The following is a 22,183-nucleotide window of genomic DNA, read 5'->3' on the forward strand; positions in this document are numbered from 1 at the left end:
TTTCTTTGTTTTTCTCACTTATCCTCACTACTTTCATCATCAGCGGAGCCGCAACCATCAAGAATGTGTGTAAAAATAATAAAGCGAGCAACACTGTGATTGGATATATATCCTCTATCCGATTTTGAAAATACACACTATTCCGGCGTATGATCTCGACCGAAGCAAACAGCAGCAGCACCAAGATAAGCAATACAAGCCGTTTACGGTAAAAGTAACTGATTATCGATGCCGCAGCCCAAGCACAAAGAAAGTAAACTATCTCACTCATATTTATTGATTTCTCTAGGTTATTTTTCTCTTTCCTCAGCTCGTCGCTGTAGCTCTAGTCTGTTTTTTTCTGTTTTTTCTATAATTGCTCTCAGTCGTTCATTATTTTTTTGAACTTCAATATCTTGAAAAATATATTGTTTTTCAGATTGATAGACACGAAAAGCAAATAAGCTTAAGAGAAATATTACAATAAACCATACTCGATATCGCCCTTTGAGCTTAATCTCTTTGACCATTTGTTCGAGATAATAAGGCACAAAAGAAGACCAAAATGATTTTTTATCGAGTAATTTATTTCTGATTTCGAGTTGTTTAAAATAATCTTTCTCTTCATCATATTCCTTGGATTGTTTTAAAGCAATTACATGTTCAGTTGATTGGACGGATTGTAATCGGTATTTCTTCAAACAATTGCCACAATAGTACTGATTGTGTTTGATGAACAGTTGATTCAACACGCTCAGGCAATAAGGACAACGAATTTTATCTTGCATAATCATATCTATTAAAAACTCCCTAATGGGATTAAATAAAATAATGCCGACATTCTTTATATCGGCATTGAATAGTTCATTAGATAGCGGATTCTTGCTTGGCGTTATCGGTTAATTCTTTTTCGATAAGAGTGCGTAATATATCTAACGACGTGTCTTTTAATGGGCTGTTGGGTTCGGAAAATAGCTGATTGATAGCGGTTACACGTTCAGTGATATAACAATAAGTCGATTCGTCATAATTTGATGTCAAATTCCAATTTAAGAAGGTCACTAAATAAGAATAGCCGAGTTGTTCCCAACTTTCATAAGAGGTGGCAATAAATCGTGCTGCATTCCATAATGCGTTGCGTACGCTTTCTTCAGGGATATAGCCTAAAGTAAAACTTGAACGAGCAATATAAATAAAACGGATAATATCAAAACCGGCTGCATTAGTGTCTGTCTTGAAATTAACCGTTTTATAACCGAATTCCTGTACCGTTTTAGTATAAAGCACGCCTTTTTCAGAATCCAACAGATTATATTCTGCCGACTCTAAGGCGCTATGCCATAATGCGTCTATTTGCTCGAGTGCTGATGTTTTGCCGGTGATTCCCCAAGCATTTTCAAGAGGCACTTTTAAGCGATATTCCGCTTCTTTTTTGGTTAAATGGTGCATTCCCTCAATACTGTTAATAAATTGAGATCCTCCTCGTAGATCACCGTCTTTATCTAAACGGTAAGGGGGAATATAATTTGGGTTTTTAGCAAGTTCGCTTAAACTTTCTTTATCACCGATTAGTATTTGACTTGCTTCATAAAATGTGGAAGCTAAGAGTGCATACTCTTCTAATCCATTTTCAATTTTTACTTGTGGATTTTTATTGTTCAGCATGCCGAAAAAGCATTTTGACCGACTATTTTCTTTGGCGCTCAATATCCAAATGACACCCCAAAAGGTTTTCCAAGCAGCATATAAACAAAGAGCAGCGAATATACTGTAAAAAAACCAATGCGGTATATCAAAACCGAGTTTTTGTGAATAGAAGTCAAAATCAATCAACCCGTAAAAATACATAGCAAGTATGATAGCTACACCTATGAGTGGTTTGAAAGGGGCGAATTGTTTCCGATAAAGTTTGTTTTTTAAGCCCATAATATTTTCCTTAGGTCAAAATGGAAACGAGATAAGTAAGAAAAATCCCGCATAAATCGGGATTTTTCGTATCTTGCTATGAATTCGGTTTTTTATTATAGCTTGTACCAAATGCAATAAATCCGAGAATGCCGGCGAACCCTCCAAGATACATGGTTGTGTTACCCTCTCCTAAAACGAAAAAGAGGATAACTGTCGCAACAATTAAGCAACCCAAGGCAGCCAGCAATCCTTTAACAATATTGAATTTTTTATTCACGGTAGCTTGGCAGTGAGGGCAGGTTACTTCTTTGCGGTTGATGTTATTGAAGTTATTGATGAATCCCATTGATTTTTGGCAATTAGGGCAATTTAGATTTAACATGGTTTCCTCTTGTTTTAGGTTAGGTTATAGAATCAGGCTTACCAACAAAATTGTTGATCTGCATTATTTGCTTTTCGTTTGGCTCGAAATTCGGCAAGGTTTTTCGGATCTGCAAAATAAGCGTCTTGGTCTTTGAGTATATCGTCCAGTTCCTTTGCTGATTTTTTTAGGGCGGCTTGACGATCAGTATGCGGTGAAGGCAGTTCCTTCGAAAAGATTATTTGATAAGGATGTTCCCTTACCCAATTAATTGATTTTTGCTGAATTTCACGCTGTTTTTTGATATCGCAAAAAGCATAGGAGTTGATAAAACTACCTAACAGTTTAAGAAAACTGCCCATTGTTGTTCGGGTTTCAAAAAACATTTTATCCTTAATATCAACAACTTCCATTAAGGTGATATAGCGATAGCAAGGAAATTGTCATTGACAAATATTTTAATTAAATTCAATGTGTTGCCTTGCCTTGCCTTGCCTTGCCTTGCCTTGCCTTGCCTTGCCTTGCCTTGCCTTGCCTATAAAAATTACCTTTATTTACAAATGAAAAATCGATCTCTATCCGCACGCCGAGCAAGGAAAAGGGCATAGCAACACATCACCGAAGTGCGGTTAGGCGGGGAGTGATCAGGCTTTAACCGCACTTTGTTTTTTATCTGCGCTAAATCTGTTTTATCAATTTAGCAAAACGGAATTGGCTATTTTTCATCAGCCTATAAAATAAAAAATCATTCTCATTTGATTAAAATTTGTTGGATTTTTAGCACCTGTTATGATCAAAAGACGTTATCTGATATGCCTGTTATTGGTGCTATCGTTGTTTTCTCTGTTCATCGGTGTCAGCAGCCTAACCTTAGACGGCTTGTTGGGTTTTGATAGCGAACAGTGGCGGATCTTCACGCTGAGCCGTGTACCGCGTTTAATCAGTATTTTAATTGCTGGGGCGGGTTTGTCGGTGTGCGGCTTGGTAATGCAACAGTTGTCACGCAACCGTTTTGTGTCGCCGACCACCGCCGGCACCATGGATTCGGCACGTTTCGGCATTTTGCTTGCGATTATTCTGTTTCCGACAGCTTCAATGCTGACCAAAACCGCAATTGCGATTGCGGCAGCCTTTGCCGGTACACTGGTTTTTATTACGATTCTCTCCAAGCTTAAATTCAAAGATGTGATTTTTGTGCCGCTGGTCGGGATTATGTTCGGCAATATTATCAGTGCGGTGACGATTTTTCTGGCGATGAAAGAAGATTTATTACAAAACATTGCCGGTTGGTTGCAGGGCGATTTTTCGTTGGTGATGAGCGGACGTTATGAAATGTTGTATTTTAGTATTCCTGCGTTGTTATTGGTTTATCTGTTCGCCAACCGTTTTGCGATTGTCGGCATGGGAGAATCCTTTGCGGTCAATTTGGGCTTGAATTTTAAGCAGGTGCAATACATCGGTTTGGCGATTGCGGCGGTGGTCACCTCGATTATTATCGTCTCGGTCGGGGTGATTCCGTTTTTAGGGTTGATTATTCCGAATATCGTCACCCTGTATTTGGGCGATAACCTGAAAAATGTGCTGTCGCATACCGCACTTTTAGGCGCGCTGTTTGTGTTAGCATGCGATATTATCGGGCGCGTAGTGATTTATCCCTATGAAATTGCGATTAATTTAATCGTCGGGGTGATTGGCAGCGGGATTTTCTTGCTCTTGTTGTTTAAGCGGTTCCGTCATGTCTAATCGAATTAAACTCTTATTATTGCTGGTGCTAAGTGCGGTTTGTATCGGGCTGTTTTTGGGATACAACCTGCCGAACCGCTGGCAGTATGCCCTGAATTACCGCTTGATTACGCTGGCGGCGATTGTGCTGACGGCGGTGGCGATTGCGGTTTCGAGCATGATTTTCCAAACCTTGGTGAATAACCGTATTCTCACGCCAAGTATTTTAGGTTTGGATTCGCTCTATATTTTAATCCAACTGACGATCATTTTTTCGTTTGGCTCGCTGACGCTGTTGCAACTTGATCCGCAACTGGATTTTTTGCTGTCGGGCGGGATTATGACGCTGTTTTCTCTCTCGTTTTATTATTTCCTGTTTAAACGCGAACGGGAAAATCTATTTTTCCTGTTGTTGGTCGGCATTATTTTCGGCACTTTTTTCCAAAGCGCCAGCACTTTTATGGAAGTGTTGATCGACCCGAATGAGTTCCAGATTGTACAGGACGCCAGTTTTGCCAGTTTCAATAAAGTGAATCGCGACATTTTATGGCTTGCCGCTGCGCTGCTGCTGGCGGTGTTAGCCTATGCGGCACGTTATCTGTATCAGTTGGATGTATTGGCGTTGGGGCGCGATCAGGCGATCAATCTCGGTTTGGATTACCGCGCGCTAAGCAAGCGGCTGCTGATTATCGTGGCGGTTTTGACCTCCATTGCCACCGCATTGGTCGGACCGATCACCTTTTTGGGTTTATTGGTTATGAATTTGGCATTTGAGTTTATGAAAAGCCACCACTACCGTGTGCTGATTCCGGCGGCGGTGCTGATTGCCATCGTCACCTTGGTCGGCGGACAATTTATTGTCTCGCAGTTATTGAATTTTAATGCCACGCTCAGTGTGATTATCAATTTTATCGGTGGTATTTATTTTATTTATTTGTTATTGCGGAGAAGTCAGGCATGAGTCTTGAAATACAACATATCAGTAAAAAATACGGTGATAAAATCATTTTGAATGATATTTCGCTCACCATTCCGCAGGGTAAAATCACCTCGTTTATCGGTCCGAACGGGGCGGGCAAAAGCACGTTGTTGGCGATCATCAGCCGTCTGCTCACCGCCGATAGCGGCAAAGTGCGGTTAAACGGCAAAGACATCAGTGACATTCCCAATCAATAAATTGCGCAACAGTTATCGATTTTAAAACAGAGCAACCATTTGGATTTGCGCCTGACGGTGGAAGATTTGGTGGCGTTCGGGCGTTTTCCGTATAGCAAAGGGCGGTTGCGTGCCGAAGATCAGCACTATATCGAACAAGCGCTGGACTATATGAATCTGCAAAAAATCCGTAAGGTGTTTATCAACGAACTGAGCGGCGGGCAGCGGCAGCGCACCTATATTGCGATGACGTTGGCGCAGGACACCGATTATATTTTGCTTGATGAACCCTTGAATAATCTGGACATGAAACATTCGGTGCAGATTATGAAAGTATTGCGCCAGCTGACCGATGAATTGGGCAAAACCGTCGTGATTGTGATCCACGATATTAATTTTGCTTCGTGTTATTCCGATTATATTGTCGCTTTGAAAAACGGCTGTTTGGTGCGGCAGGGCGAAGTCGGGCAGATTATGCAAACCGAAGCATTGCAACAAATTTATGGCATGCAGATTCCGATTCATACCATTGATGACAATAAAATTGCCGTTTTCTTTAGAAATTAACTTAACAAACAGGAGAATTTATGCGTAAAACATTTCGTCGTTTCGCCGTCACCCTATTGGCAACATTAACCGTTGCTGTGGCGCAGGCAGCAGATATTAAACTGGCGACGACCATTGGCGAGCTGGACGTACCGAAAGATCCGAAAAGCATTGCGATTTTTGATTTTCCGGCTTTGGATATTTTAGACACACTCGGCAGTGAAAACGTGGCCGCGGTGCCGAAATCCACGCCATTACCGATTTATCTGAAAAAATATGAAGATAAAAAATATGCGGATATTGGCGGCTTAATGGAACCGAATTTCGAGCGTCTGAATGAAGTGGAGCCGGCATTGACCATTATTTCCGCCCGCCAAAACCAATTGGTTGATCGTTTTAAAGAGATTTCGCCGATCTATTTCAGCGACATTAAATATTTGGAATTCTATCCGTCGTTCCAACAAAATGTGCGCAATATCGCACAAATTATCGGTAAAAGCGAACAAGCCGAAACCGAGTTAAAAACGATTGATCAAGATTTGGCAACGATTGCGGCAAAAGCCAAGGGCAAAAATGCGTTGGTGTTATTGGCGAACGAAAGTAATATCAGCACTTTTGGCCCGAATTCGCGCTACGGCATGATCTACCAGGATTACGGCTTCGCCCAAGCCGATCCGAATATCCAAGAATCCCGCCACGGCATGAAGGTCACCTTTGAATACGTATTGGATAAAAATCCGGATTATATCTTCGTGATTGACCGTACCGCAGCGATCACCAAAAAAGCCGGCAATGCGGAAAAGGTATTTGATAACGCGTTAATCAAAGGTTCGAAAGCCTATCAAAACGGCAATATTGTGTTCTTGGACTCGGTGAACTGGTATTTAGTGATGGGCGGCTTGCAGTCGATGAAAGCCATGAATCAGGAAATGCTGAAAGCGGTCGAGTGATTGGCGTTTAAAGAGTAAAAACCATGCCTAGGGCATGGTTTTTTAACAAATAGAACAATATTGGTAGCTTAGCCCAAAATCTCGGCTAATTTTTCACTCACCGTTTCAACGGCTTGCGTGCCGTCCAAACGGAAATATTGGGTGTTGCCGTTTTTCGCTTCGGTTTGGTAATAATCCACCAACGGTTTGGTGGTGTTGTGGTAGATACTTAAGCGATCCAACACGGTTTCCGGTTTGTCATCGGCGCGGATAATCAACTCTTCGCCGGTTACGTCGTCTTTGCCTTCTTCTTTCGGCGGGTTGTAAACCACATGATAAACCCGACCGGAAGCCGGGTGCACGCGGCGTCCGCTCATGCGCTCGACAATCACTTCGTCGGCAACGTCAAATTCCAACACGAAATCAATCGCAATATTCGCTTCTTTTAATGCGTCCGCCTGCGGAATGGTGCGTGGGAAGCCGTCCAGCAAAAAACCGTTGGCGGCGTCAGCTTGCGCCACACGTTCTTTCACCAAGGCAATAATCAGATCATCCGGCACTAATTTGCCCTCGTCCATTAATTGCTTGGCTTGTTTGCCTAACTCGCTGCCCGTCTTGATTGCTGCACGCAGCATATCGCCGGTGGAAATTTGCGGAATATTGTATTTGTTCATAATGAACTGGGCTTGTGTGCCTTTGCCCGCGCCCGGTGCGCCTAATAAAATGATTTTCATAATTACCTCTTAAATAAAACAACGCTATAACATACCTTTCTGGCGGTAGAAACTCAAGGTTTGATTGGTAATAATCTGGTTTTTGTGACATATTTCCATAAAAACGGCATAAAGTGCGGTTTGGATAAAATTAAGAAAAATTGTTATCGATCATGATTTTGTTTTATAAACCGACATACAATACAAGCGTAATTTAAATTTGATTGCACATTAGGGGATAAGAACATGTCGATACCATTTCAACAGCGTGAAAAATTACTGGAGCGTTTTTTCCACTATATTACCTTTGATACGCAATCAAAGCCGGACGCGCAAAAATCACCGAGTTCTATCGGGCAATTTCATTTGGCGGAACAGCTCGTTGAGGAGCTGGAATTATTAGGATTAAGCGAAATTAAACTCAGCCGCCACAGCGTGCTGACCGCACTTTTGCCTTCCAATTGCGGCAGCACCCGCACCATTGGTTTTATCACCCACCTCGACACTTCGCCGCAAATGAGCGGTAAAAACGTCAAAGCCGAGTTGATCCAAGAATATCGCGGCGGCGATATTGCATTAGGCAAAGGCGACGACTATATCAGCCCGGTCGATTACCATTTTCTACATCAACTGGTCGGGCAATCGTTAATCGTGACGGATGGCAATACCTTGCTGGGGGCGGATAATAAAGCCGGCATTGCGGAGATCATGACCGCACTTGAGCAACTGATCCACAGTAAAATTCCGCATGCCAATATCCGTATCGCCTTTACCCCGGATGAAGAAATCGGTTTAGGTATGGATTTTTTCCCATTGGCGGATTTTCAATGTGATTGGGCTTACACCATTGACGGCGGCGAGTTGGGCGAGTTGCAAGCGGAGAATTTTAATGCGGCGTCGGCGGAAATTCGGATTCAAGGGCATTCCGTCCACCCCGGCACAGCCAAGGGTAAATTAATTAATGCACTGGCATTGGCGTGCGATTTTCATCAGTGTTTGCCGAAAGAAGACGTGCCGGAAAAAACGGAGGCGCGCGAAGGTTTCTTCCATTTGGATAGTATTGAGGGCGATATCGAACAGGCGAAAATGCACTATTTAATTCGTGAGTTTGACACCGAACGCTTTACACAGCGAAAGCAGCAGTTTCGCCAATGGGCGGACGAATTTGCACGGAAACATCATCTGCAACAGCGTTTACAGTGCGACATTCGCGATCATTATCAGAATATGTATGAAGTCATCCGCCGCACGCCGCAAGCGTTGGCATTGGCAAAAAAAGCGATGAAAAATTGCGGCATTACGCCGTTGGAAAAACCGATTCGCGGCGGCACTGACGGCGCCAAATTGGCGGCAGTGGGCATTGCTTGTCCGAATATTTTCACCGGCGGCTATAATTTCCATAGTAAATATGAACTTGCCTGTGTGCAGAGTATGCAAAGTGCGGTTGATGTGATTGTCAATATTGCCGCCAATGCACAAAATATCTAATGAGGTGACCATGCAGCCGCAATATTATATCGGACTGATGTCCGGCACCAGTTTGGACGGGGTGGATTTGGCGTTGGTTGATTTTCAGCAACCGGATACACCGCACTTGCTTGCCGCCGATTTTATGCCAATGCCCGAGGAATTACGCAACCGGCTGTCGGCGTTGTTCAGCAGCGGACAAACCAGCTTGCAACAACTTGGCGAATTGGATCATCGTTTGGCGTTATTGTATGCCGAAGTAGTCAATCGGTTTGTGGCGGAACAGCAATTAGCCGCCGATCAGATTCAGGCGATCGGTTGCCACGGGCAAACCATTTGGCATTCGCCGGACAGTGAGTATCCGTTTACCATGCAAATCGGCGACGCTAATTTATTGGCGGCAAAAACCGGCATTAGCGTGGTGGCGGATTTCCGGCGCAAAGATATGGCATTCGGCGGACAGGGCGCGCCGTTAGTGCCGGCATTTCATCAGGCGATCTTCAGTGAAACGGATCGGATTAATGTGGTGTTGAATATCGGTGGGATCAGCAATATTTCCGTGTTAGTGCCGGGACAAACGGTGATTGGCTACGATACCGGGCCGGGTAATGCGTTATTGGATGTGTGGATTGAACGCCATCTAGGCAAGCGCTACGACAAAGACGGCGCATGGGCAAAGTGCGGTCAGGTCGATCAGGCACTGCTGGAGAGTTTGTTAGACGAACCGTTTTTCAGTTTGCCGCCGCCGAAAAGCACCGGACGCGAGTTATTTAATTTGGCTTGGCTGCAACAAAAAATGCAAGCGTTACCCGCCATTGCCGCCGAAGATGTGCAAGCGACCTTGCTTGAATTGACCGTGCAAAGTATCGTACGGCAATTACTGCCGATCGCGGCACAAGCAGGCTTGCCGTGCCGCTTACTGGTGTGTGGCGGCGGTGCAAGAAATCCGTTAATCATACAGCGCTTAACCGCACTTTTAACCGATTGGCAGGTGTTGACGACCACGGAAGTTGGCTTAAATGTCGACGATGTCGAAGCTGCGGCATTTGCTTGGCTTGCTTATCAACGCATGCACAATTTGGCAGGCAATCTGCCGAGCGTCACCGGGGCGCAAAGTGCGGTCTCGCTCGGGGCGATTTATCCGGCGGAGAGATGATTAAGGGTTTAAAAGCGTAAAAAAGTAAGGGCGGATTATATATTTCTCTCCCTCCGTATACGGAGGGAGGTGTCCGAAGGACGGAGGGAGGCATAAAGAATGTTAAAAATGAATATGTTGCATTTTCATATTCCCCCTCCCTCTCCATTTTTCTTGCGAAAAATGGTACTCCCTCCGCACGCGGAGGGAGAAGTCAGTTTGTCAACAATCTCGGGCGGATATCTAATCCGCCCCTACTATACCGGTAACTTTTATCAATAATCTAATACGCGCCCTGATTCCAGAATTTAGAATCCGGCGGCAATTGTTGTTGCAACAGGAAACGTTGTTTGGCTTTGGCGGCAGGTTGCACTACCGTACCGGACGGCGTGCCGAAGGTGATACCGCCTTTCAGGAATTGCTGCACGCTGCCGGTTTCGAATTCAAACCCTTGCAAACCAAAACCGAAACTGTAACCGGAGGTGATCCAAAATTGCGAATTTTGCCGCACCAAATGCTTATATTTATCACTGATAATAATATCGACCAACACCCGATCACCCAGTTCGTTCAACCGGATTTTTTGCACTAAGCCCACTTCTACCCCGCGGTATTGCACCGGTGAATCTTCACTTAAATTGAAGGCGCTGGAGGTTTCCAAAATCAGCGGCATACCGTTGGCAAATTTGGTGGCATTGCTCATTTCTTTAATCAGGCGGAAGGTCTTGCTGGTTTCGCCTTTGCCGACCTCTACGTCAATATATGGCTGCAATAAGCTGTCGATATTATCGATCGCACCGGCGGAAATGCGCGGCGAAATCAGTTTAAAGCGGCTGCCTTTTTTGCTGATCAGCGCATAGTAATTCGGTTGGATTAATGCCTTGCTGCGGATACGGTTATTTTTCTGATCGAGATCGATCGACACCACTTCACCGATAGTCACGCCCATATAGCGAATCGGCATGCCTTTGCTCAGATCGCGTGCGTCGGTTGAGGTTAGAATAATTTCATTGCCCGCCGAGCGCGCTGCAATTTCCGAGCTGTAGAGTTGCTTGCTGTTTGACGCCGCACCAAAATTTTCAAAGCTGATCGCGCCTTTTAAGGTGCGCATGACCGGTGCGGCTTGAATGGTCACGCCTTTCGGGCTGATGTCAACCTGCGCCGCACTCTCGCTCCAGAATTTACTGCGCGCAGTCAATAAATTACGATATTGATTGTTAATAAACACATCAATCTGAAAATCTTTATCGGTCGGGCGCACGGCGATGATTTGTCCGACCGGATATTGTTTATACAGCACCAGCGAGCCGCTTTCGATTCCCGGCAAGGCGGCGGAACTGAGGGTGATATTCGGTTGCAGGTTGTCTCCGGTGATCCCGGCGGCGGCATTGCTCAGATCCTTATACAGCGGATAAGCGGACAGCGGTTTGCCTTCGCCTTGGCGGTTGACGGCGACCCGAATTCCGCCTTGCAGCCAGCGTTCCGGGGCGGCGGCTTCAAACTGAATCCCGTCCACGCCGATATTGACATTTAAATTAGCAGCGGCGACAAATTTGGTATTGGCATAAATCAGATGGCGATATTCGCCGGCAATCGCAATTTTGAATTCGACCCCGTCCACCGAAACCTGCCGTTGTGCGATTTCACCGATACGAATGCCGTTATAAAAAATCCCTTGTCCGACATTGACATTATAGGTTTCCGGCGCAGATAGCTGGAGCACGAGGGTATCGGGCAGACTTAGCAATAATTCCGATTGGGTCAGTACAGTAAATTCGGTTTGTGGATCGCCACTGCCGGCGACAAGGGTGAAGAAAGGACCTGCCAGCAGTTTTTCCAAATTGCTCAGGTCATCTGTCGCCAAACTGTTTTCGTTAATGGTGATCTTACTGCCGCTGCGCAACAGATTGCGCATATTGTCATTGACTAATAATTTGCCTTGCACGGTATTGTTGATTTCGCCCTCAAGATTGACATTGAGTGCCGACAGCGTGCCGATTTTGAAACCTTGATAATAGAGCGGCGTGGTATTGACTTTTAAACCGCGGATATTCGGCAGGGTAATATCGACTTCAATCCCGCGCTGTGCCGATTTCTCGTCTTTAAACAGCATATAACTTTCGCCGCTGACCGCACTTGGGCTGTCGTCCGGCGAGTCAAAGGAAACGCCACCGATCACCAACGAGGTCAAGCTGTCCATATCGACGGAAATCCCGCTCAGACTGATGTCGGTTTGCAAGCCGCTGCTGTTCCAAAAGCGGGAATCCTTTTTGACTAAATGGGCGTAGGATTTTTGGATCACCACATCAATTTCCACTTTTTGAAGCGCTTCTTTAAAACGGTAATCGGAAATCGAACCGACCGGAATTTTACGATAAGTGACGGACGCGCCTGCCGAAATCGAGCCTAAATTATCGGCTAACAGATGGACTAAAATATCACCTTCGTCCATTTGCGCCATCGGACCTTCCGATTCGGCGACAAATTCATCGGCACTGTCGCCGTCGCCCGGCGCAAGGGTGATATAGTTGCCGGAAACCAACGCATCCAAACCGGAAATCCCGGCAAGCGAGGCGCTCGGCTGCACCAACCAGAATTTGGTGTTCTCGCGTAATACGGCTTTCGCTTCCGGATTAATGCTGGCGGTGACGCGGATCTGTTTCAGATCTTCGGTAAATTGAACCTTTCTGACCACCCCGATTTGCAGCCCTTGATAGCGCACCGGCGTTTTATCGGCACTAATTCCCGCACCATTGGTGAAATAAATGGTAATGCTTTCGCCTTGTTCGTCCAAAATTTTGGCAAACAGGGTCAAACCGATAATCAGGGCGACAATCGGCAGTAACCAGAACGGCGAGATACTTTTTAAACGTTTCAGCGTGGCATTGTGTACTTTTTCCGGCTTAAATCCGGCTGCGGGCGGATTATTTGGCGTGTTGCTTGTCATATAATTTCCAAAGTAAACGGCTGTCAAATTGCTCGGCGGCAATCATGGTAAGAAAAACGGCGGCGCCGAAATAAAAGGCGGCGGGGCCGACTGAAAAATTAATCAATTGTCCGCGTGTCACCAACGACATCATCAGTGAGAGCACGAACAAGTCCAACATTGACCAACGTCCAACAAAATGCACCAAATGCAGCAACTTCATTTTTTTATGAATATTGCCGATTTTTTTGCGTTGTACGCTGATTAATAGATAAATCATAGCGAAAATTTTGCTGAACGGCACAAAAATACTGGCGGTAAACACCACGAAAGCCACGAAATAGCTGCCCATGCCGACGAACGTGATGACCCCGGAAATCAGGGTGTCGCCACTCGGTACGCCGTTAAGGTAAACATAAGAAATCGGCAGCAAATTTGCCGGAATCAGCATAATAATGCCGGCAATCAACGCCGCCCAAGTGCGCTGTAATTTGGCATTGTCATCAATATCCAACAGCGATTCGCAGCGCGGACAATACAGCCGCCCTTTGCTGTCGCGCGTACCATGCGCTTCGGCAAAGGTGTAGTTACATTGGTGGCAATGTTTGAGTGTCGTTTTTTCCTCTTCGTTCTTGGTCGGATAGCCGAATTGCGGATAAAATTCGTTCCATAAGGCAAGCGGATTAATCTTGATAAACAACAACGTGGTTAAAAGTGCGGTAAACACGAAAGCCAAAAAATAAATATCAATCGTCAGCGTGGCGTATTCGCGCACTTTAAACGCGGCGACACCCAAGCTGACCAGATAGACATCCAACATCACCCAAGGTTTGATATAACCCAGCATTAACAGCAGATTACGCGGACGATGCCGAAAGCGTTTGGCGATCCATAAAAACAGCACCAAACTGGCAAAACAGAGCGGCATGATAATCGCGCACAGCAACACCATAAAGGCGGTGTAAATATCATTGTTAGTGGCGATTTTCCATGCGCCTTCCCACACCGAGGCATAAACCGGCACGCCGAGCAATTCGATGCTGAGCAGCGGAAAGGTGAATGCAAACGGCATTAAAATCAGAATCGAGAGTGCAATGATTGCACAACGACGCAAACTCCAGCGATTGCCGGAGCGTAATTCGGCGCCGCATTGCGGGCAACAGGCAACCTGCCGTGAATGTAAACGCGGCACGCTGACCAGCGTATCGCATTCGTCACAGCGCAGTAAATGCTGTTGGCTGACTCGGGATAAGATTTTAATAATAACCGTTCCTGTAAAAATTGTGTTAATGGTCAATTATAATATAAAGCGGAATTGATGACTATAGCCGTGCCGGAAAGGAAAAACGGTGTAAATTCGAGAAAACAACGGGTTGTTATGCCAAATCACATGATTAAATGTTGTCAAGCAATCAAAAATTAAGCTAGACTATGCCCCTATCGACTTAGTTTCTTGCCGCGCATATCGGCTCGGCAAAAATTTGATAATACGATTCAGGAAGTAATAATTTCATGTCAGAACAACAAGTAGAACAACAGTTGGAACAACAACCAGTACAACAACAGCCTGAGTTACAAAAATTAGGCAACAGCAAAGAAGTGATTGCTTATCTTGCAGAAAAATTTCCGCTTTGTTTTAGTTTGGAAGGGGAAGCCAAACCGCTAAAAATCGGTATTTTTCAAGATTTGGCAACCGCACTTGAAGGTGATGAACGGGTCAGCAAAACCCAGCTGCGTCAAGCGTTGCGTCAATATACCTCTAACTGGCGTTATCTGCACGGCTGCAAGTTAGGTGCGGTGCGGGTCGATTTGGACGGTAATGCAAGCGGCGTATTAGAACAAGAACATGCCGATCATGCCGCCGAACAATTACAGCAAGCGAAAGCCAAAGTTGCGGAACGCAAAGCGCAAATGCGTGCGGCGTTAAAAGCCAAACAGGCGGATAAAAACGATAAAACGGAAAATGCGAGCAAAAAAACGGCAGCTAAAAAGGCGCAACGCCGTCCGGCTAAAGTCCATGTGAAGCACGAAAAAACTACCGGTGATAGCAACAAAGTGCGTAAACCCGAATTGAAATTGACGCCGATCAGTGTCGAAGGGTTGCAAAAAGGGCAAGCGGTGAAGGTAAAACTGGCGGAAAAAGCCAACTCGGCAACCGTGATCGAGGTGATGAAAGATTCTGTCAGAGTGCAGCTGCAAAGCGGCATGACCTTGAATGTGGCATTTGAACACTTATACCATGCAGAATAGCTTATTCGTATTTGTCGGCTAATCACATAAACATCGCGCTTGAGCAAAGTGCGGTGTTTTATTTATTTCGGGCTTCGGCTAACTACTAAACGTTTCTTTTAGGAATTGAGGATGAAGATAAAAAAATTACAATATGGTTTGTTTGCCGTGTTGTTTGCTTCCTTAACATTGACGGCACAACCGGTTCAAGCGGTGAAAGCGAATTTGAAATATGAAGATATTCAATTGCCGCAACCGGGAGAAACCCAGTCAACCGCGGTCAAACGCGTCACTGCACGCTTAACTCAATCGCATTACAGTAAATTTGCGATTGATCAGGCGTTTTTAGACAAAATGTTTACCCGTTATCTGAATTTCCTCGATTATAACCATAACACCTTTTTACAAAGCGATGTCGATACCCTGCGCGCCGAGGCGGACAAGGACTTACAGCAAAGCCTGTATGCCGGTGAGCTGAAATTGGCGTTCAAAGCCTATGAATTGATGACCAAACGCCGTTATGAACGTTATGTTTATCTGTTATCGCTACTGGATAAACAGCCGGATTTGAATGGTAATGATCAAATTGAGATCGACCGGTCCAAAATGACGACTTGGCCGAAAGATACTGCCGAGTTAGACAAACTTTGGTTACAACGCTTTAAAAACGATGTGATCAGCGAGCGTTTGAAAAACAGCAAATGGCCGGATATTAAGAAAAAACTGAGCAAACGCTATAATTTGGCGATTTTGCGTCTGAACCAAACCAAAGCGGACGATATTTCCCAGCTGTTCTTGAATGCGTTCGCCCGTGAAATTGATCCGCACACCAGTTATTTGTCGCCGCGCAATGCCAAAAGTTTTACCGAAGATATGAATTTGTCGCTTGAGGGAATCGGTGCCACCTTGCAATCGGAAGATGACGAAACCGTTATCCGTTCCTTGGTGCCGGGCGCACCGGCGGAGCGCAGCAAAAAACTGGCGGCAGGCGATAAAATCGTCGGGGTCGGACAAGGCGAAAAAGGCGAAATCGAAGATATTGTCGGCTGGCGTTTAGATGATGTGGTAGACAAAATCAAAGGCAAGAAAGGTTCGACCGTGCGCTTGGAAATCGAACCGGCGAAAGGCGGAAAAACCCGAATTATCAGCTTGGTACGCGATAAAGTGCGGATCGAAGACAATGCCGCTAAACTGGAAGTCAATAAGGTTGAAGGCAGTGAGATCGGCGTGATTAAAATTCCAAGTTTTTATCTGGGATTGACCGACGATGTGCGTAAGTTATTGGCACAGGCGCAACAGAAAAAAGTCCAAGCGCTGATTATCGATCTGCGTGAAAACGGCGGCGGTGCTTTGACCGAAGCCGTGTCATTGAGCGGCTTGTTTATTTCCGACGGTCCGATTGTGCAGGTGCGTGATGCCTATAACCGCATTCGTATTCATCAGGATCCGGATAGTGCGCAGGTGTATCCAGGTCCGCTGTTCGTGATGATTGATCGCTACAGTGCTTCCGCCTCCGAAATTTTTGCGGCGGCAATGCAGGATTATCAGCGCGCAATTATTTTAGGACAACAAACCTTTGGTAAAGGCACGGTACAGCAGAGCCGTCCGCTGAATTTTGTGTATGATATGGATCAGTCGCCATTGGGCTTTATTCAATACACCATCCAAAAATTCTACCGTATTAACGGCGGCAGCACCCAAATCAAAGGGGTTGATCCGGATATTACTTTCCCGTCGTTAATCGATGTGGATAAAGTCGGTGAAAGCAGTGAAGATAATGCTTTGCCGTGGGATAAAATACCGGCGGCGGATTACTCGGTGATGCCGGCGCAAAAAGCGAATATCGAACGTTTGATTCCGTTACATCAAAAACGGATTGCACAAGAGCGCGAATTTATCGCATTGGAAAAAGAGCTGGAAATTCAAAAAGAGCGGTCTGAGCGCAAGTTCTTGTCGTTAAACTTAAAAGACAGACAAGATGAAAACCGTACCGATGAAGCCCGCCGCTTGAAAGCGTTAAATGAGCGTTTTAAAGCCGAAGGCAAAAAACCGCTGAAAAATCTGGATGATTTGGCGAAAGATTATGAAGCTCCGGATTTCTTCTTGCGTGAAGCAGAAAAAGTTGCAGCGGATTATGTTGCGTTTACTAAGCAATAGTAAGCCGTCAATAAAGAAAATAAGACCCGTTGAAAATAATCAACGGGTTTTTATTACCGTTGCTCGCGTTTTAACAACGACAGGGTAAATAATCCCGAGGCGGCAAGCACCACCGAAGGACCTGCCGGGGTGTCATAAAGTGCGGATAGGCTCAATCCTAAACTGATGGCAAGGCAGCTAAACAGATATCCGATGACAACCATTTGCTCCGGTGTTTTGGCAAAGCGTCGTGCCGTAGCCGCCGGAATAATCAACAACGAGGTGATAATCAAAGCCCCGACAAATTTCATGCTCAGGGCAATGGTCAAAGCCGTCATTAGCATTAGGATCATTTGCATTCCGCGGGTGTTAATGCCTTCGACTTGTGCCAATTCGGCGCTGATTGTGGTGGCGAGTAACGGTTTCCAAAACCGAATGAGCACCACTAACACGATTGCCGCCCCGCCGATAATCCAATACAGATCGTGGTAGTCCACTGCCAGAATATCGCCAAACAGGTAAGAAATCAGATCAACCCGCACATTATCCATTAACGCAATCGCCACCACCCCTAAGGACAAGGCGCTGTGTGCAATAATGCCGAGCAGGGTATCCGCCGAAAACGTGGTGTAATTTTCCAACCAAACTAATAGGCAAGCGAGCAGTAACACCATCGCGATAATTGCAAAATAGGGATTGATTTGCAGCAATAAGCCCAAAGCTACGCCCAACAGGGAGGCATGCGCCAGGGTATCGCCGAAATAGGACATTTTGCGCCAAACCACAAAAGCGCCGAGAGGCGAGGTCAGCAACGATAAAATCATGCCGCAGATCCAAGCGGGCAGGAGAATTTCAAACATGGGCTATATCCTAATTGTGGGTGTGGTGGCAATGGGCAGAAACGCTTTCATTGCTACAACAGACATCGCCGTGTAAATTGTGTTTATGATTATGGCGGTGAGTGTAAAGTGCGAAGCTTTGTGCAAATTGATCACCGAAATATTGAATAAATTCAGGATGTTCGGATACTATTTCCGGCGTGCCGGCGCAGCACAAATGTTGGTTAATGCACAATACTTGGTCGGTGTTTGCCATCACCAAATGCAAATCATGCGATACCATTAGCACCGCACAGTGAATTCTGCTTTTACTTTGGTTAATAAGCTGATACAGTTCCGCCTGACCGGCAATATCGACGCCTTGCACCGGTTCGTCCAACACTAATAATTCCGGTTGGTTGAGTAACGCGCGCGCTAACAATACGCGCTGCATTTCACCGCCGGAGAGTTTGTGCATGCTTTGTTGTGCCAGACGTTGAATCGAAAGCTGCTGCAAAATTTGTTGTAGTTGCTCGGCTTGCACGCCTTGTTTAAGGGATAAAAATTTTGCTACGGTCAACGGCAAGGTATGATCGAGATACATTTTTTGCGGTACATAGCCGATCCGTAGCTTGGCTTTGGATTTCACCGTGCCGCTATTCGGGCGGATTAACTTGAGCAAGACCTTCAATAGGGTCGATTTGCCGCCGCCGTTAGGGCCGACAATGGTCGTCACCGAATCGGGATAAAGTTGTAGATTGATTTTATCCAAAATAGGTTTGGAATCGAAGCTGACACAGATATTTTGTAGTTCGATAAGCGGTTGTTGCTGACGGTCGATCACAAGGTTGCCTTTGCTGCTGATAAAGAGTAGCAGAATAGCGGATTTTACCGAGGCACACAATATGCAACCGCAATACGTCCGCAATAGGCATGAAAAAGCGCTTGAACTTTTCTGATTGCCGTTTTAATCGGCAGATGAACGGCGAACCAAGAACTTTTTGAACTTTTTCAGTGTCTCACAACCATGCTTTATTTTATCTTTATCCGCCGTCTTCGGCGATGGAAATGTTTAAGAATTAATTATTGTGAAAAGTGTTATTTTAGCCAGGGACAGAAAAAGGCGTGTCCGCAATCGAAAAATATTGTTTCTGACAATATTCGTGTTGTTATGGGCTGTGGCGCTGTATTTTTTGTTGCCTAAAGACGGCAATGTGACACCGGATCCGCGGCTGGAGTCGTTGCCGAGCCAAACGGAAGCCGAAAGCGCTTATCAACACATTCAATCCGAATCTCCGGCGGCGGTTACCACGACGGAATCCGGCGTTTCGGAATCGGCAGGGACAGAACAGGAATCGGAACCGAAATCAAGCTCGACAACAGCGCTTAATTCGAGTGAGCAGACGAAAGCCCAACCGGCAGACAGCGCGCCGGCTGCAAACGAAGAAGATCCGAATGCCACCTCTTATGATGACGAATTGACCGCCGAGGACGATGAGGTCGAACCGGGTTCGGTCGTAGACGGTGAAGCGCAAGATACCGATTATTTACCGGACGAAGCGCAGAGCGCGCTGGACATTTTGTTGGATGCTGCCGACCAAGCATGGCGAATCAGCAATCAGTTCAGTGAAACGGTGGTGAAAGGGCAAAAACTGAAAGATATTCTCGATCAATCCGGTTTGGAGCCGTCGGTCAGCGCGGCATTGATTAAAGCCTATCCGGACTTGAATAATCTCAAAGCCGGGCAGCAATTTTACTGGATCTTAAATAAAGACGATCAGCTGCAATATATGAACTGGCTGGTATCGGATAAAGAAGAGCGGATTTACGAACGGCAAGCGAACGGCAGCTATACACAACAAGTGTTGAAAAAGAAAAGCGTTTGGAAAAGCGAGGTGATTAAAGGGCAAATTCAAGGTTCCTTATCTAACAGCCTCACCCGGCACGGCATTTCCGCGCGCCAGATTAATCAATTGGCGACCGCACTTCAGTGGCAAGTCAGTATTAAAGCCTTGCGCAAAGGGGATAAGTTCGCCATTTTAATGGACAGAGAATATTTGGGCGATAAACTCACCGGACAAGCACGGGTTGATGCGATTCACATTGTACACCGCGGTAAAAGCTATTATGCGATTCAGGCGGCGAACGGGGCGTATTTTAATGTCAACGGCGAGACCTTAGGACGTGGTTTCGCCCGCTATCCGCTGACGCGCCAGCCGAAGATTTCATCCCATTTTAATCCGGCACGCCGTCATCCGGTCACTAAACGGATTAGCCCGCATAGAGGGGTCGATTTTGCTTTGCCGACAGGCACGCCGATTATCGCCCCATCTGATGGCGAAGTGGTGAAAGTCGCTTATCAGGCGAACGGTGCCGGGCGTTATATTGTGCTACGGCATGGGCGCAATTATAAAACCGTGTATATGCACTTGAGTAAAACGCTAGTCAAACCGGGACAAAAGGTGAAACGCGGCGAACGGATCGCACTTTCCGGCAATACCGGCCGCTCCACCGGACCGCACTTGCACTATGAATTCCATATCAATGACCGCCCGGTCAATCCGATGACAGTGAAGCTGCCGGGCAGCAACACCGGATTACCGGCGAAAGAACGCAAGGCATTTTTAGCCAAATCGAAAGAAGTCGTGCGAAAATTGAAACTATAGCTCCAAACCCCGCCCGCCAGCGGGGTTTTGTGTAAATCGCTCGCTTAAGTCCGATTTTTTAGCCGTTTGGTGATGAAAATTGACCGCACTTTTAAGTGCGGTCAGGGGCGTGTTATAACAAAATCCAAGCCAGAATGGCGACGATGATAATCGTGACGATCCCTTGCACCAAGGTTGCCATGGTTTGCGATTTATAGGCGGTTTCAACGTCCATTTCACTAAATTCCGCCACCACCCAGAAGAAGCTGTCATTGGCATGGGAGACGGTCATGGCGCCGGCACCGATTGCCATAATGGCGAGCACCGAACCGATGGTGCTGTCTAAACCGAGCGGTTGCAGTAGCGGATAAATAATGGTGGACGTGACCACCAGTGCGGTGGTGGAGGAGCCTTGCGCGGTTTTTAGGGCGGCGGCAATAATAAACGGCACTAGAATACCTAAACTCATGCCTTGCAAGAGCGATCCGAGGTAATCGCCGATACCGCTGGCTTTTAATACCCCGCCTAAAGCGCCCCCGGCTGCGGTGATGATCAAAATACTGCCGGAATCTTTCACGCCTTGCCCGATCCAATCGGTTAAGGTGGTTTTGCTCCATTCCGGTAATAAGCGGGCGGCAAAGAATAAGCCGATCAACAGTGCGGTCACCGGTTCGCCGATAAAATAAAAGCACTTCAATACCGGATTATCCACGCCGACAAACAGCAGTTTTAAGAGTGAAGCAAAAGCAATCAATCCGATGGGGACGATAATCGGCAAGAATGCATTCAAGGTTGACGGAATTTGTTTATACAGCGCTTGAATCTCTTCGTCATCTATCAATTTGGGGAGATCATCCTGTGCGCAGCGATAACGTTTCCCCGCCCATTCGGCATAGAGATAACCCGCACCGACCGCAAACAGGGCAATAACCAGCCCGAACAAAATCACTAAACCTAAGTTACCGACGTGTAGGTTGCCTGCTGCGGCAATAGGCCCCGGGGTCGGCGGCACTAAGGTGTGAGTGGCGTATAAACCGGTTGCCAGGGCAACCGACATCGCCACCGCCGATTTTCCGGTTTGGCGAATCAGCGATTTTTTCAGCGAGGATAAAATCACAAAACCGGAATCACAAAAAACCGGAATGGAAACAATGTAGCCGATAATGCTCATTGCCAACACCGGGCGTTGGCGGCCGATTTTACCGAGGACAAAATCCGCCATTGCAATCGCAGCACCGGTTTTTTCTAAAATCGTGCCGATAATGGTTCCAAGCACAATCACGATCCCGATATACGCCAAGATACCGCCGAAGCCGGTGGTAATGGTTTTGACCGTATCGGCAATCGGCACGCCGGAAAACAGAGCGATAGCATACGCCGTGAGTAATAACGCAATAAAAGGGTGTAATTTGTATTTTGCGGTAGAAATAACGATAAACAAAATGCCCGCAATCAAGAGAATAACCAGTCCGAAACCACTCATAAAAACCTCCCGCCTATTTTGGAGAATTCAT

Annotated in this window: 18 protein-coding genes and 1 pseudogene; 9 read left to right on the plus strand and 10 right to left on the minus strand. The window is 46.1% G+C overall.

Features of this window, described 5'->3' with window-relative positions; translation table 11 throughout:
* Positions 1-290 precede the first annotated feature (290 nt).
* The 4 genes from ACWA5Z_RS08065 to ACWA5Z_RS08080 form a co-directional block, all read right to left on the minus strand.
* The gene (locus ACWA5Z_RS08065; protein ID WP_431051291.1) at positions 291-767 is read right to left on the minus strand and encodes a hypothetical protein; all 477 of its coding nucleotides are present in this window, start codon (positions 765-767) and stop codon (positions 291-293) included.
* Positions 768-846: 79 nt separating this feature from the next.
* Positions 847-1,905 (minus strand): DUF1266 domain-containing protein, encoded by a 1,059-nt coding sequence (locus ACWA5Z_RS08070; protein ID WP_431051293.1) that lies wholly within the window; start codon positions 1,903-1,905, stop codon positions 847-849.
* 76 nt (positions 1,906-1,981) lie between these two features.
* Positions 1,982-2,269: a hypothetical protein gene (locus ACWA5Z_RS08075; RefSeq protein WP_431051295.1), complete on the minus strand. Its 288-nt coding sequence runs from the start codon at positions 2,267-2,269 to the stop codon at positions 1,982-1,984.
* A gap of 38 nt (positions 2,270-2,307) precedes the next feature.
* The gene (locus ACWA5Z_RS08080) at positions 2,308-2,634 is read right to left on the minus strand and encodes a hypothetical protein (RefSeq protein ID WP_431051297.1); all 327 of its coding nucleotides are present in this window, start codon (positions 2,632-2,634) and stop codon (positions 2,308-2,310) included.
* Positions 2,635-3,037: 403 nt separating this feature from the next.
* Between ACWA5Z_RS08080 and ACWA5Z_RS08085 the strand changes: the two genes are divergently transcribed.
* The 4 genes and pseudogenes from ACWA5Z_RS08085 (at position 3,038) to ACWA5Z_RS08100 (ending at position 6,621) form a co-directional block, all read left to right on the plus strand.
* Positions 3,038-3,991, plus strand: a complete 954-nt coding sequence (locus ACWA5Z_RS08085; protein ID WP_431051299.1) for an ABC transporter permease — start codon at positions 3,038-3,040, stop codon at positions 3,989-3,991.
* Positions 3,984-4,931 carry an iron chelate uptake ABC transporter family permease subunit gene (locus ACWA5Z_RS08090; protein WP_431051301.1) on the plus strand — a complete coding sequence of 316 codons (948 nt, stop codon included), beginning with the start codon at positions 3,984-3,986 and terminating at the stop codon, positions 4,929-4,931. The genes ACWA5Z_RS08085 and ACWA5Z_RS08090 overlap by 8 nt, the downstream gene beginning before the upstream one ends.
* Positions 4,928-5,692 (plus strand): annotated as a pseudogene (locus ACWA5Z_RS08095) (iron ABC transporter ATP-binding protein). The gene ACWA5Z_RS08090 and the pseudogene ACWA5Z_RS08095 overlap by 4 nt, the downstream one beginning before the upstream one ends.
* 20 nt (positions 5,693-5,712) lie before the next feature.
* Positions 5,713-6,621, plus strand: coding sequence for a siderophore ABC transporter substrate-binding protein (locus tag ACWA5Z_RS08100; protein WP_431051303.1), 909 nt, complete (start codon positions 5,713-5,715; stop codon positions 6,619-6,621).
* A gap of 68 nt (positions 6,622-6,689) precedes the next feature.
* Here the strand turns inward: ACWA5Z_RS08100 and adk are convergent, their stop codons facing one another.
* The gene (gene adk / locus ACWA5Z_RS08105; RefSeq protein WP_431051305.1) at positions 6,690-7,334 is read right to left on the minus strand and encodes an adenylate kinase; all 645 of its coding nucleotides are present in this window, start codon (positions 7,332-7,334) and stop codon (positions 6,690-6,692) included.
* A 225-nt stretch (positions 7,335-7,559) separates the two neighbouring features.
* On the opposite strand from adk, the gene pepT reads away from it, so the two are divergent.
* Together pepT and ACWA5Z_RS08115 are read left to right on the plus strand one after the other, a co-directional pair.
* Complete coding sequence (pepT, locus tag ACWA5Z_RS08110; protein WP_431051307.1) at positions 7,560-8,801, plus strand: peptidase T; 1,242 nt, start codon at positions 7,560-7,562, stop codon at positions 8,799-8,801.
* A 10-nt stretch (positions 8,802-8,811) separates the two neighbouring features.
* Positions 8,812-9,936 (plus strand): anhydro-N-acetylmuramic acid kinase, encoded by a 1,125-nt coding sequence (locus ACWA5Z_RS08115; protein ID WP_431051309.1) that lies wholly within the window; start codon positions 8,812-8,814, stop codon positions 9,934-9,936.
* 262 nt (positions 9,937-10,198) lie between these two features.
* Here the strand turns inward: ACWA5Z_RS08115 and ACWA5Z_RS08120 are convergent, their stop codons facing one another.
* Positions 10,199-12,862 (minus strand): PqiB family protein, encoded by a 2,664-nt coding sequence (locus ACWA5Z_RS08120; protein WP_431051311.1) that lies wholly within the window; start codon positions 12,860-12,862, stop codon positions 10,199-10,201.
* Positions 12,840-14,105 (minus strand): PqiA/YebS family transporter subunit, encoded by a 1,266-nt coding sequence (locus ACWA5Z_RS08125; protein ID WP_431054317.1) that lies wholly within the window; start codon positions 14,103-14,105, stop codon positions 12,840-12,842. The genes ACWA5Z_RS08120 and ACWA5Z_RS08125 overlap by 23 nt, the downstream gene beginning before the upstream one ends.
* 248 nt (positions 14,106-14,353) lie before the next feature.
* On the opposite strand from ACWA5Z_RS08125, the gene proQ reads away from it, so the two are divergent.
* On the plus strand, positions 14,354-15,091 hold the full coding sequence (gene proQ / locus ACWA5Z_RS08130; protein WP_431051312.1) for an RNA chaperone ProQ: 738 nt from the start codon (positions 14,354-14,356) through the stop codon (positions 15,089-15,091).
* A gap of 111 nt (positions 15,092-15,202) precedes the next feature.
* Positions 15,203-17,227, plus strand: a complete 2,025-nt coding sequence (gene prc, locus ACWA5Z_RS08135; protein WP_431051314.1) for a carboxy terminal-processing peptidase — start codon at positions 15,203-15,205, stop codon at positions 17,225-17,227.
* Between the two features lie 53 nt (positions 17,228-17,280).
* Here prc and znuB read toward each other — a convergent pair whose 3' ends face one another.
* Positions 17,281-18,066 (minus strand): zinc ABC transporter permease subunit ZnuB, encoded by a 786-nt coding sequence (gene znuB / locus ACWA5Z_RS08140; protein WP_431051316.1) that lies wholly within the window; start codon positions 18,064-18,066, stop codon positions 17,281-17,283.
* A gap of 10 nt (positions 18,067-18,076) precedes the next feature.
* A complete protein-coding gene (gene znuC, locus ACWA5Z_RS08145; RefSeq protein ID WP_431054318.1) occupies positions 18,077-18,865 on the minus strand; it encodes a zinc ABC transporter ATP-binding protein ZnuC in 789 nt (262 codons plus the stop codon).
* Between the two features lie 247 nt (positions 18,866-19,112).
* On the opposite strand from znuC, the gene mepM reads away from it, so the two are divergent.
* On the plus strand, positions 19,113-20,690 hold the full coding sequence (gene mepM / locus ACWA5Z_RS08150) for a murein DD-endopeptidase MepM (RefSeq protein WP_431051318.1): 1,578 nt from the start codon (positions 19,113-19,115) through the stop codon (positions 20,688-20,690).
* A 112-nt stretch (positions 20,691-20,802) separates the two neighbouring features.
* Here the strand turns inward: mepM and ACWA5Z_RS08155 are convergent, their stop codons facing one another.
* The gene (locus tag ACWA5Z_RS08155) at positions 20,803-22,152 is read right to left on the minus strand and encodes a GntP family permease (protein WP_431051320.1); all 1,350 of its coding nucleotides are present in this window, start codon (positions 22,150-22,152) and stop codon (positions 20,803-20,805) included.
* Positions 22,153-22,183: the final 31 nt, after the last annotated feature.

It is taken from the genome of Testudinibacter sp. P80/BLE/0925 (genome assembly GCF_053570785.1).